At 71.7% G+C, this 14195-nt stretch carries 11 protein-coding genes and 3 pseudogenes; 8 read left to right on the forward strand and 6 right to left on the reverse strand.

Annotated features, from left to right (window positions below):
* From ABD207_RS27320 to ABD207_RS27330, 3 genes are all read right to left on the reverse strand, one after another.
* A partial coding sequence (locus tag ABD207_RS27320; RefSeq protein ID WP_344015854.1) for an NADH-quinone oxidoreductase subunit C occupies positions 1-613 on the reverse strand: 613 nt, incomplete at its 3' end.
* Positions 610-1401, reverse strand: a complete 792-nt coding sequence (locus tag ABD207_RS27325; protein WP_344015856.1) for an NADH-quinone oxidoreductase subunit B — start codon at positions 1399-1401, stop codon at positions 610-612. The genes ABD207_RS27325 and ABD207_RS27320, both read right to left, overlap by 4 nt.
* A complete protein-coding gene (locus tag ABD207_RS27330; protein WP_344015857.1) occupies positions 1392-1787 on the reverse strand; it encodes an NADH-quinone oxidoreductase subunit A in 396 nt (131 codons plus the stop codon). The genes ABD207_RS27325 and ABD207_RS27330 overlap by 10 nt, the downstream gene beginning before the upstream one ends.
* A 209-nt stretch (positions 1788-1996) precedes the next feature.
* On the opposite strand from ABD207_RS27330, the gene ABD207_RS27335 reads away from it, so the two are divergent.
* Both ABD207_RS27335 and ABD207_RS27340 read left to right on the forward strand, forming a co-directional pair.
* Entirely contained in the window at positions 1997-3226 is a 1230-nt protein-coding gene (locus ABD207_RS27335) for a sensor histidine kinase (protein WP_344015858.1), read from the forward strand.
* 281 nt (positions 3227-3507) lie between these two features.
* Positions 3508-4854 carry a sensor histidine kinase gene (locus tag ABD207_RS27340; protein WP_344015860.1) on the forward strand — a complete coding sequence of 449 codons (1347 nt, stop codon included), beginning with the start codon at positions 3508-3510 and terminating at the stop codon, positions 4852-4854.
* A gap of 74 nt (positions 4855-4928) precedes the next feature.
* Here the strand turns inward: ABD207_RS27340 and ABD207_RS27345 are convergent, their stop codons facing one another.
* Entirely contained in the window at positions 4929-5471 is a 543-nt protein-coding gene (locus ABD207_RS27345; RefSeq protein WP_344015861.1) for a hypothetical protein, read from the reverse strand.
* Positions 5472-5477: 6 nt separating this feature from the next.
* Here ABD207_RS27345 and ABD207_RS27350 point away from each other — a divergent pair, with 6 nt between their 5' ends.
* The gene (locus ABD207_RS27350) at positions 5478-6047 is read left to right on the forward strand and encodes a Dyp-type peroxidase (protein WP_344015863.1); all 570 of its coding nucleotides are present in this window, start codon (positions 5478-5480) and stop codon (positions 6045-6047) included.
* On the opposite strand, the gene ABD207_RS27355 is transcribed toward ABD207_RS27350, so the two are convergent.
* Positions 5957-8371: an RHS repeat domain-containing protein gene (locus ABD207_RS27355; RefSeq protein WP_344015864.1), complete on the reverse strand. Its 2415-nt coding sequence runs from the start codon at positions 8369-8371 to the stop codon at positions 5957-5959. The two genes, ABD207_RS27350 and ABD207_RS27355, sit on opposite strands and share 91 nt — an antisense overlap.
* Before the next feature lie 12 nt (positions 8372-8383).
* Between ABD207_RS27355 and ABD207_RS27360 the strand changes: the two genes are divergently transcribed.
* The 3 genes from ABD207_RS27360 (at position 8384) to ABD207_RS27370 (ending at position 12362) form a co-directional block, all read left to right on the forward strand.
* Positions 8384-9073, forward strand: coding sequence for a LuxR C-terminal-related transcriptional regulator (locus ABD207_RS27360; protein ID WP_344015891.1), 690 nt, complete (start codon positions 8384-8386; stop codon positions 9071-9073).
* Between the two features lie 288 nt (positions 9074-9361).
* Positions 9362-11290 carry a 2-oxoacid:acceptor oxidoreductase subunit alpha gene (locus tag ABD207_RS27365; RefSeq protein WP_344015865.1) on the forward strand — a complete coding sequence of 643 codons (1929 nt, stop codon included), beginning with the start codon at positions 9362-9364 and terminating at the stop codon, positions 11288-11290.
* Positions 11283-12362 (forward strand): 2-oxoacid:ferredoxin oxidoreductase subunit beta, encoded by a 1080-nt coding sequence (locus ABD207_RS27370; protein WP_344015867.1) that lies wholly within the window; start codon positions 11283-11285, stop codon positions 12360-12362. The genes ABD207_RS27365 and ABD207_RS27370 overlap by 8 nt, the downstream gene beginning before the upstream one ends.
* Before the next feature lie 30 nt (positions 12363-12392).
* On the opposite strand, the pseudogene ABD207_RS27375 reads toward ABD207_RS27370, so the two are convergent.
* Positions 12393-12581: pseudogene (locus tag ABD207_RS27375) on the reverse strand (winged helix-turn-helix transcriptional regulator); the annotation flags it as partial.
* On the opposite strand from ABD207_RS27375, the pseudogene ABD207_RS27380 reads away from it, so the two are divergent.
* Positions 12582-12737: pseudogene (locus tag ABD207_RS27380) on the forward strand (KR domain-containing protein); the annotation flags it as partial. It abuts the pseudogene before it with no gap.
* Positions 12738-12894: 157 nt separating this feature from the next.
* Positions 12895-13812: pseudogene (gene rarD / locus ABD207_RS27385) on the forward strand (EamA family transporter RarD); the annotation flags it as partial.
* Positions 13813-14195: the final 383 nt, after the last annotated feature.

Consider the following 14195-nt stretch of genomic DNA (forward strand, 5'->3'; position numbering starts at 1 on the left):
CCGCCCTGCCCGCACCGCGCGCCGGGCGGGCCGGGGCGGGCGGGAGGGTGCCCTTGAGCGGGCCCCACTCGTTCGGGTCGGGGACGCCGGGCGGCAGCATCTGGCGGCGCTTGGGTCCGCCGTGCTCGGACTCACCGGGCTCCTTGGCGCCCGGCCAGGCCTTGGCGACCCGGGCCGCCAGGACGAAGTCCTTGCGCAGGGGGTGGCCCTCGAAGCCCTCGGGGAGCAGCAGGTGGTCGAGGGACGGGTGGCCGGTGAAGACCACGCCGAACATCTCGTGTGTCTCCCGCTCGTGCCAGGCGGCGCCCGCGTAGACGCCGACGGCGGTGGGCAGGCTCGGGTCCTCGTGCGGGACGGTGGTGCGGATCAGCAGGCGCCGCACGGGTGCCAGGGCGACGACATGGGCGGCCACGCGGATGCCCGTACCCGGCTCGTCGACCGCGCTGAGCCAGTCGAAGTACGTGCAGCCGAGGCGGTCACGTGCGGTCTCCAGCGCGGTGATCCAGTCGGCGGGCGGCACGTCGACGGTCAGGACGTCGTACGACTCCTCCGCCGTGGCCTGAGCACCGAACAGCTCCTCGGTCTCCGCCGGGAGCCAGCCGACCACGGTCATCGCGTCTCCCCCTCCCCCGCGTCGCCGTCGCCGTCGCTCCCACCGGACGCACCGGACGGACCGCCCGCGGAGCCGCCACCAGACGCACCCGACGGACCGCCCGCGGAGCCGCCACCAGACGCACCCGACGGACCGCCCGCGGAGCCGCCACCGGACTCCCGGTTCGCGGAGTCACCGGACGCACCGGCCGGCTTCGCCGGCTCCCCCGCCGTCGGCGGCTGCACCAGCCCGCTCCGCAGCGCCGCAGCCGAGGGACGGCCGGCCGTGGCCGTCTCGTACCGCTCCCCCAGCGACTCCCGGGCGATCTTCTCCTGCAGCTTGAGGATGCCCTGGAGCAGCGCCTCGGGCCGGGGCGGGCAGCCGGGGACGTAGACGTCGACCGGGATGATCTGGTCGACGCCCTTGGTGACGGAGTAGGAGTCCCAGTAGGGGCCGCCGCAGTTGCTGCACGCGCCGAAGGAGATGACGTACTTCGGCTCGGGCATCTGCTCGTAGAGGCGCTTGACCGCCGGGGCCATCTTGTCCGTGACCGTGCCGGAGACGACCATCAGGTCGGCCTGGCGCGGGCCGGGCGCGAAGGGGATCACGCCGAGGCGGATGAAGTCGTGGCGGGCCATCGACGCGGCGATGAACTCGATCGCGCAGCAGGCGAGTCCGAAGTTGAAGACCCAGAGCGAGTAGCGGCGGCCCCAGTTGAGGACCACCTTCATCGGCTCCGGGGCCAGGCGCGCCAGGGCGCCCAGCCGCTTCGGCTCGGGCAGCAGTATGGGCTCCGGGGTCACGTCCATGTCAGGACGCCCTTCCTGTATGCGTAGAGCAGGCCCACGGCGAGGAAGCCGAGGAAGATGAACATCTCCACCAGGGTGGTCCCGCCGTAGCCGTCGGCGGCGAAGACGGTCGCCCAGGGGAAGAGGAAGATCGAGTCGACGGCGAAGATCACGTAGAGGAAGGCGTAGACGTAGTAGCGGACCTGGGTGTGGGCCCAGCCCTCACCGACGGGGTCGACGCCGCATTCGTAGGTCAGGAGCTTCTCGGGGGTGGGGACGACGGGACGCAGCAGGCGTCCCGCGCCGAAGGCCACGGCGACGAACAGCACGCCGATGACGGCGAGCAGCCCGACGACCGAGTAGGCCTGGAAGTAGTCCGCCGCGACGACGACGGTGGCATCCCGCACGTCCGCCCCTCACTCCCGCTCTGGTGTCCTGGTCCGTGCCTGGTGAACGCAACTGTTCGACGACTGTACGCAGGGGAGTCTAGGCCCTGATAAAGGCACGGTAAGCAGCCCCGTCGCCCTGCGGCATGCGCGGGGTGGGGTTTTCCTCAGGGGATCTCGGCGGGCGCCCTCATGGCGCGCAGCCCCTGGCGCCGGGCAGGCTGATGTGCATGACCGAACGCATCCCGCTCCGGGACCCGTCCGCGGGCACCGCGGTACGGGCGCCCGCCGACCCCGGCGACCCCGGCGACCCCGGCGATCGTCCGCCGCCGCCCCGCCTCGCCTACGACTGGCACACCTGGAAGGAGATCGCCCACCTGCTGGCGAACCTCCCGTGCTCGCTGGTCGGCTTCACCTATGTGGTGACGGTGATGCTCACCGGTCTCGGCCTGACCGTGACGGTGATCGGCTTCCCGCTGCTGGCGATCGGCCTGCTGGGGGCGCGGCTGCTGGGCAGCTTCGAGCGGACGCGGGCCCGGCTGCTGCTGGGCGTGCACGTGGACGAGCCGAGCCGGCTGCCGCTGCACGGCTCGGGCGGGTTCTGGCCGCGGCTGTGGCTGGCGGTGAAGGACCCGGTGGGCTGGCGTGCGGTGCTGTACGAGTTCATCCGGCTGCCGTGGGGTGTGCTCACCTTCGCCGTCACGCTGATCTCGCTGTTGGTGCTGTGGCCGGTGCTGCCGTTCGTCGCGCGGGTGCTGGCCAACGCCGACCGGGCGATGGTGCGCGGCCTGCTGTCGCCGTCGGACGAACTGGAGCGGCGGATCGCCGAGCTGGAGTCCGACCGGGGCGTGGTCGTGGACACGGCCGCGGCCGATCTGCGCCGCATCGAGCGCGATCTGCACGACGGCGCCCAGGCCCGCCTGGTGAACCTCGCCATGGGCCTCGGTCTGGCCAAGGAGAAGCTGCTGGAGGACCCCGACGCGGCGGCGGCGATGGTCGAGGAGGCGCACGGCGAGGTGAAGCTGGCGCTGCAGGAGCTGCGCGACCTGGCCCGGGGCATCCACCCCGCGGTCCTCACCGACCGCGGCCTGGACGCGGCGCTGTCCTCGGTGGCCTCCCGCTGCACGGTCCCGGTGAAGGTGACGGTCGACCTGGACGAACGTCCCGCCGCGGCCATCGAGGGCATCGCCTATTTCACCGTCTCCGAGCTGCTGCAGAACGTCAGCAAGCACAGCGGGGCCCGGTCCGCCTCGGTCGACGTGTGGCGCTCCCGGACCCGGCTGTTCATACAGGTGCAGGACGACGGCAGGGGCGGTGCGCGCCTCGACGCCGGTACGGGCATGCGGGGGCTCGCGGAGCGGCTGGACGCGGTGGACGGCCTGTTCGTCCTGGAGTCGCCGGAGGGCGGCGGCACGACGGTGACGGCGGAGCTGCCCTGGCGGGACCGGGAGAAGAAGTGAGCAGGGCCGTACGGATATGAGCACGGCCGTACGGACACAGCGCACGCCCGCAACGGAAACGGACCACGCCGTACGAAAACGGACCACGCCCGTACGGAAACGGACCACGCCGTACGGAAACGGACCACGGCCGTACGGAAGCAGCACGGGCGGAACTGCCCCGCGGGGTGGGGTTAACCCCCGCTCCAAGACTGCGACGGACTCCATGGCCCCGCGACCTGCGCCGGAGCAGGCTGAAGTGCGACAGCACAGCCGCCGGACGAGGAGTGAGGACGACGCCGATGGCCACGGACTACCAAGCGGGCTACGGACTCGACGCGGGGGCGCCGGGCGGCCGGCACCGGCTGCCGGCCGCGCTGCGGGCGCCGGTCGAGGGACGTACCTGGCGCGAGCTGGGTTATGTGCTGCTGAGTCTGCCGATCAGCGTGCTGCTGTTCTCCTACGCGGTCACCCTGGTGTCGCTGGGCGCCGGTCTGCTGGTGACGTTCCTCGGGGTGCCGGTGCTGGCCGCGGCGCTGGCCGGCTGCCGGGGCCTCGGGGCGCTGGAGCGGGCGCGGGCGCGGGGCCTGCTGGATCTGGAGGTCGGCGAGCCGGAGCCGCTGCGGATGAAGCGGCAGGGTCTCATGGCGTGGATCGGCGCGGTGCTCAAGAGCGGGGCGTCGTGGCGGGCCCTGCTGTACGCGGTGCTGCACATGCCGTGGGCGATCTTCGCCTTCACCGTCGCGGCCGTCGTCTGGTCGATGGGGTGGACGCTGCTGACCTACCCCCTGTGGTTCTGGGTGTTCCCGCTGTACGCCGGGCAGGGCGGCATCCAGCTCTACGGCGACGACCAGCACACGGTCCATCTGGACAACCCCTTCGAGATCACGGTGACGGCGCTGGTGGGTCTGCTGATCACCATGGCCGTGCCGTGGATCGTGCGGGCGCTGACGACGGTCGACCGGGTGATGGTCTACGGGCTGCTCGGGCCGTCCCGGCTGGCGACGCGGGTGGTGGAGCTGGAGTCCGACCGGGGCATCGTCGTGGACACGGCCGCCGCCGATCTGCGCCGCATCGAGCGCGACCTGCACGACGGCGCCCAGGCCCGCCTGGTGAACCTCGCCATGGATCTCGGCCTGGCGAAGGAGAAGCTGCGGGAGGACCCGCAGACGGCGGCGCGGATGGTGGACGAGGCGCACGGCGAGGTGAAGACGGCGCTGCAGGAGCTGCGCGACCTGGCCCGCGGCATCCACCCGGCGGTCCTCACCGACCGCGGCCTGGACGCGGCCCTGTCCTCCGTGGCCTCCCGCTGCAAGGTGCCGGTCCAGGTGGAGGTGGACCTCTCCGAGCGGCCGGCCCCCGCCATCGAGGGCATCGCCTACTTCACCGTCTCCGAGCTGCTGCAGAACATCAGCAAGCACTCGGGGGCGACCGCGGCGAGCGTCGAGGTGTGGCGGGCCGGGAACCGGCTGATGCTGCAGGTCGTGGACAACGGGGTCGGCGGAGCCGACCCGGCCAGGGGTTCCGGCCTTGCGGGCCTCGCGGAGCGCCTGGACGCGGTGGACGGCGTACTGGTGACCGACTCACCTGTCGGCGGCCCCACCCGCGTCACGGCGGAACTGCCCTGGCGCTCGGAGCGGGTGCGCTGAGCGTGGCTTCCCGGAGGTCGGGCGCCCGGCCCTGGTGCCGGCCGGGCGCCCGTGCTCACCGGTGAAGCAACTGATCACGTAAGGGCTGCGAGCCAGCCGTCCCCGGGCGGCGGGACGAAGAAGTAGCCGCCGCCGACGGTGAGCGTGTACTTGGCCAGGGCCTCGCCCCGCAGACGGTGCTGGACGGCCTCGAAGCCCTTGGCCAGGTCGCGCTGGAAGCAGCAGAAGATCAGTCCCTGGTCGTCGGCGCCGCGCCGGTAGTTGTAGCTGCGCCGCACCAGGGGCGGCGGACGACGCCGGTCGGGGGCAGCCCTGCGGACATGGGAGTCCAGGGGCGTGGTTCGGCCGTGCGGGTCGGCGGTGAAGACGGGCCGCTCGTCGCTGGGGGTGCCGTCCAGCCACCGGCCGTCCCTGCGGCGGCCGATGATGCGCTCCTGTTCACGGATGCTGTCACGGTCCCAGAAGTCGGTCGCCAGCCGGATGATGCGGATGTGATCGGCGGCATGACGGCTGCCGCCCTCGGGACCGCCGGTTTGGTCGTCGCAGCGCAACGAGGAACGCCCACCCGACCGGACCGTGAGCCTGCTCACCTCCGCGGCACGGCGCCCCTCCCTCACACCCGCGTGATCTCCCTCGACCTGGCGGACGGCGAACGCCGCCGCGACGCCCTGCGCGCCGCACATCGCGCCATCGCCGCGGTCGACGGCGGAGAGATCGCCGCCTGGGCGGCACTGGGTGCAGGGGTCCTGGGCTCGCGGTCGGGCAGACCACGGCAGCTCGGACAGATGCCGGCATTCGCCGGCGACGTGCTGGACCCCGCCCAGTCCCATGGGGACCTTCTGCTGCAGATCACCGGGACGACGGCCCGCGTCACCCGGCAGGCGGCGGAGCGGACACTGAGGGCCTTGCCCCAGTGGCGGGTGCGCTGGCGCCTGGACGGATTCCGGCCGGAGAACCGCACGGAGGACGGCAGGGGACTGGCGCGCAACCCCTTCCACTTCACCGAGGGGTACGGAAACCCCGCCACGTCCGCGGAAGTCGCCAAGCGTGCGATCGTCACAGCCGACCAGGACGAGCCGGCCTGGGCGGTCGGAGGCAGCTATCAGGTGATCTGGCCGTCCGCGCCCAGGGTGAAGGTCGTCTTGCGGCCCTCCGGATCGGTGTTGGTCCGGAGGTCTCCGGTGCCGGTGTAGGTGAAGGCGGTGGTGTGCCCCAGCGAGTCGGTGATCTTCGTGGGCTGGTCGTAGGGCCCGTCGAACACCGTCGTCCCCGAGGACCGGGCGTCGGCGGTGCCGGCGAGTTCCACGGCCGAGGTGACATGCCCGTTGGCGTCGTACTTCAGCTCGGTACGCCGGCCGTGAGGATCGACCACGGCCATGATGCGGTGGGCGGCCCCCCGCTCGTAGACGGTCTTGCGGGCCAGTGAGGTGCCGTAGGCCTCGGTGTCGCTGACGGCGAAGCCCAAGCCGTCGAACTCCACCCGGCGGACGGATCCGCCCGGTTGGGTCACCTCCGTCGCCGTGACCTGACCGGGGCCGGTCATGGTGTAGGCGAAGGAGTACACCTGCCCTTCGGCGAGCCTCTGCTGAGTGACTCTGCCGTCGGCGTCGAAGGCGTTCGTCATGTAGACGACGCCGCGGGCGTCCGTGGCGGTCTTGATGCGGTTGGAGGTGCCGTCGTAGGTGTACGACATCACCTGGCCGGCCGGGTCGGTGACCGTCTTCAACCGCCCCGCACTGTCGTAGGTGTAGGACGTCGTGCGGCCGGTGTTGTCGCGGGCCCGGGTGACGCGGTGCTGGTCGTCGTACGTGAGGGAGATCCAGCGTCCGCCGGGGGTGGTGATGGTGGTGATGTCGCCCTTGGTGCCGTTGGACCGGGTGAGGCGGACCGCGTTGCCGTGACGGTCGCGGATCTCCTTCAGCGGCCCGTACCAGGGGAAGGTGAACTCGGTCCCGTCCCGCAGCACCAGGTGCCAGCTGCTCTTGTGCTGCGTGATGCTGGCGCCGTCCAGCGCGGTGGGGGAGCCTTCCGGCTCGAAGACGACATCCCTGTAGTCGGAGCCCGTCTTCCGGATGAAGTGCACCTTCCGGCCGCCCGGCAGGTACAGGTCCACCTCGCTGTACAGGCGCCGGGAGTGCAGATACATGTTGTAGGACAGGTCACGGCCGATACCGAAGGCACGGGAGCGGGTGTCGCCCTGCCAGTAGGTCCGGGTGACCTCGGCCGGGCCCAGCGGGTCGGCGACGGCGAGGTCGGTGCGGGAGTCCGTGAGCAGGCCGGTCTGCAGGTCGACCGGGTCTCCCGACAGCCAGTCGACGATGTCCGCGACGCGGGAGATGTCGAACGGGATCGCGTCGGAGACGCTGATCATGGCCCCCGTGAAGGCCCAGATACGGGTCTTCCGGTCCGGTACGACCTGCTTGCCGTCGCGCGTGACGGTCCCGTGGCCGTAGGTGTGCCAGCCCTTGTCCGCCGGGTCGTAGGCGAGGAAGTCGACGCGGGAGCCCGGCGCTTCGTGCGTGTAGTTCGGGTAGATGATCTGGGCGCCCTCGGGGAAGATGTAGGTGCCGCCCGGCTGCACCGTGAAGAAGACGGGGACGGCACTGTTCTCCGGCAGCGGGAAGGGCGAGCGGTCCACCGGGATCGCCGTGATGCCCAGCTCGGTGACCGTCCTCCCGTGCTCGTCACGCACCACGGAGCCCTTCGGGAGGCGTACCTCAAGTCCGGGGATCTTCGGGGTGGTCAGCGTGACGTCGGCCTTCGTGGGCGCGCCGAGGGTGACCGTGTGCCTGGTGTCCAGGGGGGACATCCACACGGGGAAGCCCAGGTCGGTGCTCCGGCCGGCGACCGGGTGGATCCGGATGTCGTACCGGCCGTACGTCCGTGTCCTCGTACTGGCGCTCGCCCCGTCCACGACCAGCGTGGTGGCGTCGGGGCTGATGCCGGACAGCAGGAAGCGTCCCCGGGCGTCCGTGCGGCCGGTCCTGGCGCCGACCCGGACGGTGACGCCGGCCAGCGGCGTGCCGTCCAGCTTCAGCACATGGCCGGTCAGGGCGGTGCGGCCGGGCGGGGCGCGCAGCCGGGGCGGGGCCTTGGGGGCGGCGCCGCGCCCGGTGGTCCAGTCCCGGCCGCTGAGGTTCCGTTTGCCCGGCTGCCAGGCATCGGGGCCCGTCGGCACCACACCGGCGGCCTCCTTCGCCTTGGCCGCCTTGGCTTCGGCCTGCTTCTGCAGCGCGTCGCACTTGTCGGCGCGCACCTCGACGTGGTCCGGCACCAGCAGCGGCAGCCGCTGGGCGAGGCATACGGCCGGCAGGGGGATCTGCGGGACCTTCGCGGTGAGGGTGCCGCGGACTGCGGCGGCGGAGGCAACCGCCTTGAGCGACAGCTGGACGCTTCCCGTGCCCGCGGCGCTGGGAGATTGATCTCGTCGGGGCCGGACCGTGTCGCTGCCGCCGGGACACCCGGCGCGCCCCCTCGACCCTCCGCATCCGCCCCGGAAGCTGGAATGCTGGACCACATGAGTTCGGGGATGCGGGGGGTCGAGAGCGTGGAGGACAAGGTGCGGGTGGTCATCGCCGAGGATTCCGTGTTGCTGCGGGAGGGGCTGACCCGTCTGCTGACCGACCGCGGGCACGAGGTCGTCGCCGGGGTGAGTGACGCCGAGGCGCTGATCAAGACCATCACCGAGCTGGACGACCGGGGGCAGCTGCCCGATGTGGTCGTGGCGGACGTCCGTATGCCTCCCACCCACACCGACGAGGGCGTGCGCGCGGCGGTGCAGCTGCGCAAGGCGCACCCCGGGCTCGGGGTCCTGGTGCTGTCGCAGTACGTGGAGGAGCGCTACGCCACGGAGCTGATCGCCGGCTCCAGCCGGGGCGTCGGCTATCTGCTCAAGGACCGGGTGGCCGATGTGCGTGAGTTCGTGGACGCGGTGGTGCGCGTGGCCGAGGGCGGTACGGCCCTGGACCCGGAGGTGGTGGCGCAGCTGCTCGGCCGCAGCCGCAAGCAGGACGTGCTCGCGGGGCTCACCCCGCGCGAGCGGGAGGTGCTGGGCCTGATGGCCGAGGGCCGGACGAACTCGGCGATCGCCAAGCAGCTGGTGGTGAGCGACGGTGCCGTGGAGAAGCACGTCAGCAACATCTTCCTGAAGCTGGGCCTGTCTCCCAGTGAGGGCGATCACCGGCGGGTGCTGGCCGTCCTCACGTATCTCAATTCCTGAGATTCCTGAAGAGTCTTCTGAGATTCCTGAAGACTCCGTCGTCCTCGGACCCCGTCCGGCCGAACCGTGGGCCGTGCCCGCGGCGTCTTCGACTGTGAGGCACCCAGGGCGCCGCACCAGCGGTGATCCAGGGGCGGCTGGGGACGGCCGGTACGCCGTGTGAAGTGCGACGCACGTCCAAAATGCGAATCACTCAAGGAAGGCGACCCTTACGGACGTAGGGTTGATCCCGGGAGGACCTGCGGGAGGGTCCGGCCCGGACAGCCGCCTCGAGGGAGGTCCAGTTCAGTGACCAGCCAGGTCAGCAGCCCAGCGGAGCACGCCGACGGTGCAGTCGTGGGAGAGCAGCGCACAGCGGCGGGGGCGAAGGACGTCCGCCGCCTGGACCGGGTGATCATCCGGTTCGCGGGGGACTCGGGTGACGGTATGCAGCTCACCGGCGACCGCTTCACCTCGGAGACCGCGTCCTTCGGCAACGACCTGTCGACCCTGCCGAACTTCCCGGCCGAGATCCGCGCCCCCGCCGGCACCCTGCCCGGCGTGTCGTCCTTCCAGCTGCACTTCGCCGACCACGACATCCTCACCCCCGGTGACGCGCCGAACGTGCTGGTGGCGATGAACCCGGCCGCGCTGAAGGCCAACATCGGCGACCTGCCGCGCGGCGCGGAGATCATCGTCAACACGGACGAGTTCACCAAGCGGGCGATGCAGAAGGTCGGCTACGAGACCAGCCCGCTGGAGGACGGCTCCCTCGACGGCTACAACGTGCACCCGGTGCCGCTGACGACCCTCACCGTCGAGGCGCTGAAGGAGTTCGACCTCACCCGCAAGGAGGCCGAGCGCAGCAAGAACATGTTCGCGCTGGGCCTGCTGAGCTGGATGTACAACCGGCCGACCGAGGGCACGGAGAAGTTCCTGAAGTCCAAGTTCGCCAAGAAGCCGGACATCGCGGCGGCGAACATCGCCGCGTTCCGGGCGGGCTGGAACTTCGGCGAGACCACCGAGGACTTCGCGGTCTCCTACGAGGTGGCCCCGGCCGCCACCGCGTTCCCGCCGGGTGTGTACCGCAACATCTCCGGCAACCTCGCCCTGTCCTACGGGCTGATCGCCGCGTCCCGGCAGGCGGACCTGCCGCTGTTCCTGGGCTCGTACCCGATCACCCCGGCGTCGGACATCCTGCACGAGCTGAGCAAGCACAAGAACTTCGGTGTGCGCACCTTCCAGGCGGAGGACGAGATCGCCGGCATCGGCGCGGCGCTCGGTGCCGCGTTCGGCGGTTCGCTGGCCGTGACCACCACCTCCGGTCCGGGTGTGGCGCTGAAGTCCGAGACCATCGGCCTCGCGGTCTCCCTGGAGCTGCCGCTGCTGATCGTGGACATCCAGCGCGGCGGCCCGTCGACGGGCCTGCCCACCAAGACCGAGCAGGCCGACCTGCTGCAGGCGATGTACGGCCGCAACGGCGAGGCCCCGGTGCCCGTGGTGGCGCCGCGCACCCCGGCCGACTGCTTCGACACCGCGCTGGAGGCGGCCCGGATCGCGCTGGTCTACCGCACCCCGGTGTTCCTGCTCTCCGACGGCTATCTGGCCAACGGCTCCGAGCCGTGGCGGATCCCGGACCTGGAGGAGCTGCCGGACCTGCGGGTGCAGTTCGCGCAGGGCCCCAACCACACCCTGGACGACGGCACCGAGGTGTTCTGGCCGTACAAGCGCGATCCGCAGACCCTGGCGCGGCCGTGGGCGCTGCCCGGCACGCCGGGCCTGGAGCACCGCATCGGCGGCATCGAGAAGCAGGACGGCACGGGCAACATCTCCTACGACCCGGCCAACCACGACCTGATGGTCCGCACCCGCCAGGCGAAGGTCGACGGCATCGAGGTGCCGGACGTCGAGGTCGACGACCCGGACGGCGCGCGGACGCTGGTGCTGGGCTGGGGGTCGACGTACGGGCCGATCACGGCGGCCGTGCGCCGGCTGCGCCGGGCCGGCCAGTCCGTGGCGCAGGCGCATCTGCGGCACCTCAACCCGTTCCCGAAGAACCTCGGGGACGTGGTGAGGGCGTACGACAAGGTGGTGATCCCCGAGATGAACCTCGGGCAGCTCGCCACCCTCATCAGGGCGAAATACCTGGTGGACGCCACCTCGTACAACCAGGTCAACGGCATGCCGTTCAAAGCGGAGCAGCTCGCACAGGCTCTGAAGGAGGCCATCGATGGCTGAGACGTCCAGGGAAGGCACCGGCACGATCGAGGCTCTTTCCCTCGTGCCGAAGGCCGAGGGCAAGCAGTCCATGAAGGACTTCAAGTCCGATCAGGAAGTGCGCTGGTGCCCCGGCTGCGGCGACTACGCCATCCTGGCCGCCGTGCAGGGTTTCATGCCCGAGCTGGGGCTGGCCCGCGAGAACATCGTCTTCGTCTCCGGCATCGGCTGCTCGTCCCGCTTCCCGTACTACATGAACACCTACGGGATGCACTCCATCCACGGCCGCGCCCCGGCCATCGCGACGGGCCTGGCGGCCTCCCGCCGGGACCTGTCGGTGTGGGTGGTCACCGGTGACGGCGACGCGCTGTCCATCGGCGGCAACCACCTGATCCACGCGCTGCGCCGCAACGTCAATCTCAAGATCCTGCTGTTCAACAACCGGATCTACGGCCTCACCAAGGGCCAGTACAGCCCCACCTCCGAGGTCGGCAAGATCACCAAGTCGACGCCGATGGGGTCGCTGGACGCGCCGTTCAACCCGGTGTCGCTGGCGATCGGCGCGGAGGCGTCCTTCGTGGCCCGCACGGTCGACTCGGACCGCAAGCACCTCACCGAGGTGCTGCGGCAGGCCGCCGCCCACCCGGGCACGGCGCTGGTGGAGATCTACCAGAACTGCAACATCTTCAACGACGGTGCCTTCGAGGTTCTCAAGGACCGGCAGCAGGCGGAGGAGGCGGTGATCCGGCTGGAGCACGGGCAGCCGATCCGCTTCGGCGCCGACGGCGCGAAGGGCGTGGTGCGCGACGCGCAGACCGGTGACCTGAAGGTGGTCACCGTGACGCCGGAGAACGAGGCGCAGGTGCTGGTGCACGACGCGCACGCGGCGTCGCCGACCACCGCGTTCGCGCTGTCCCGGCTGGCCGACCCGGACACCCTGCACCACACGCCGATCGGTGTGTTCCGCTCGGTCGACCGGCCGGTGTACGACACGCAGATGGCCGACCAGCTGGACAGCGCCATAGAGCAGCACGGCAAGGGCGACCTGGCCGCTCTGCTGGCGGGCGGGGACACCTGGACCGTCGTCGGCTGACCCGGCTGACCCGACGGCTGAAGCCGCCGTCTACGAGGCCCGGGCCCGCGCGGTCCGGGCCTCGTCGTATGCCTGCCGGGCGCGCTCCACGTCGGCCATCCGCAGCTCGGTCCACCGGGCCAGGGCCCGCACCTGCTCGGCGGCCTCCCGGCCCAGCTCGGTGAGGGAGTAGTCGACGCGAGGCGGGATCACCGGGTGGGCGTCGCGGTGCACGAAGCCGCCGGGCTGCCCGGCCTGGTCGCCTCGATGCTGGCGGGCGTGGACGCGTCCATCGCCAAGGGCGAGCTGGTCGTGGACAGCGGCGACCTGTCCCGGCTGACCGGCCGCCCGGCCACGCCGCTCGCCGAAGCCGTCGCCGCGGCGCTCAAGGGCTGATCCTCCGGGGCCTCCCGCACCCCTCCACCCCCTGCTGTCATGACCGTATGCCGATACGGACATGACAGCAGGGGGTCTTCGGCGTTACCGTCGTCCGGGCGAGCTTTCGCTCGCACAGGTGAACGTCGAGCAGGGTGCAAGGCAAGAAGGAGGGCCCGTGACCGGGAAGTCGGCCGCCGAACGGCGCATAGGACTGCTGAACGGCTTCGCGGCGTACGGGATGTGGGGACTGGTCCCCCTGTTCTGGCCTCTGCTCAAGCCCGCCGGGGCGGTGGAGATCCTCGCCCACCGGATGGTCTGGTCGCTGTTCTTCGTCGCCGCCGCGCTGCTCGTCGCCCGCCGCTGGGCCTGGCTCGGCGAGCTGCTGCGGCAGCCGCGCAGGCTGGCCCTGATCACGGTCGCCGCGGCCGTGATCACCGTGAACTGGGGCGTCTACATCTGGGCGGTGAACTCCGGGCACGTCGTCGAAGCCTCCCTGGGCTACTTCATCAACCCGCTGGTCACCATCGCCATGGGCGTACTGCTCCTCAAGGAGCGGCTGCGGCCCGCGCAGTGGGCGGCGGTCGGCATCGGCGCGGCGGCGGTCCTCGTCCTCACCGTCGGCTACGGCCGCCCGCCGTGGATCTCGCTCGTCCTCGCCTTCTCCTTCGCCACGTACGGCCTGGTGAAGAAGAAGGTCAACCTCGGCGGTGTGGAGTCGCTGGCCGCCGAGACCGCGATCCAGTTCCTGCCCGCTCTCGGCTATCTGCTGTGGCTGGGCGCGCAGGGCGAATCCACCTTCGCCGCAGAGGGTGCCGGACACGCGGCGCTGCTCGCCGCGACCGGCATCGTCACCGCGCTCCCCTTGGTCTGCTTCGGCGCCGCCGCGATCCGGGTGCCGCTGTCCACGCTGGGCCTGCTGCAGTATCTGGCCCCGGTGTTCCAGTTCCTCCTCGGCGTCCTCTACTTCAAGGAGGCCATGCCGCCCGAGCGCTGGGCCGGCTTCGCCCTGGTCTGGCTGGCGCTGACCCTGCTCACCTGGGACGCCCTGCGCACCGGCCACCGCAACGCCCGCACCCTCGCCGCGGCTGCGGCGGAGGCGAAGCAGACCGGGGCGGTCGTGGTCGCCGAGACGGACCAGAAGGGGGCCGTGGTGGCCGCCGAGACGGACCAGAAGCGGGCCGTGGCGGTCGCCGAGACGGGCGAGAACCGGACCGTCGTGGTCGCCGAGACGGTCGAGAACCGGACCGTCGTGGCCGCCGGGACGGACCAGCCCCGGCCAGCCCTGGCCGCCGAGGAGAGCCGGCCCGCGCCGGCCGTGGCCTCCGCCTCCGGCGGGCCGGACGCCGCGCGGGCGGTGCAGAACGGGCCGGCCGGACCGGAGACCGACCCCCTCGAAGCCCGGCCGTAATCCCGCGGGACCGCCCGGCCCGCGGGCGGGGTCGCCCGGGGGCTGCGCAGCCCGGCGCCGCGGCGCGC

The organism is Streptomyces thermospinosisporus (assembly GCF_039526425.1).
Taxonomy (GTDB): Bacteria; Actinomycetota; Actinomycetes; order Streptomycetales; family Streptomycetaceae; genus Streptomyces; species Streptomyces thermocarboxydovorans.

Excerpts from the sequence above, each read along its gene's own strand:
- ABD207_RS27335 (WP_344015858.1), top strand. The coding sequence starts at position 1,997 with ATGACCGAACGCATCCCGCTCCGGGACCCGTCCGCGGGCACCGCGGTA.
- ABD207_RS27370 (WP_344015867.1), top strand. The coding sequence starts at position 11,283 with ATGGCTGAGACGTCCAGGGAAGGCACCGGCACGATCGAGGCTCTTTCC.
- ABD207_RS27340 (WP_344015860.1), top strand. The coding sequence starts at position 3,508 with ATGGCCACGGACTACCAAGCGGGCTACGGACTCGACGCGGGGGCGCCG.
- ABD207_RS27325 (WP_344015856.1), bottom strand. The coding sequence starts at position 1,401 with ATGGACGTGACCCCGGAGCCCATACTGCTGCCCGAGCCGAAGCGGCTG.
- ABD207_RS27360 (WP_344015891.1), top strand. The coding sequence starts at position 8,384 with ATGCGGGGGGTCGAGAGCGTGGAGGACAAGGTGCGGGTGGTCATCGCC.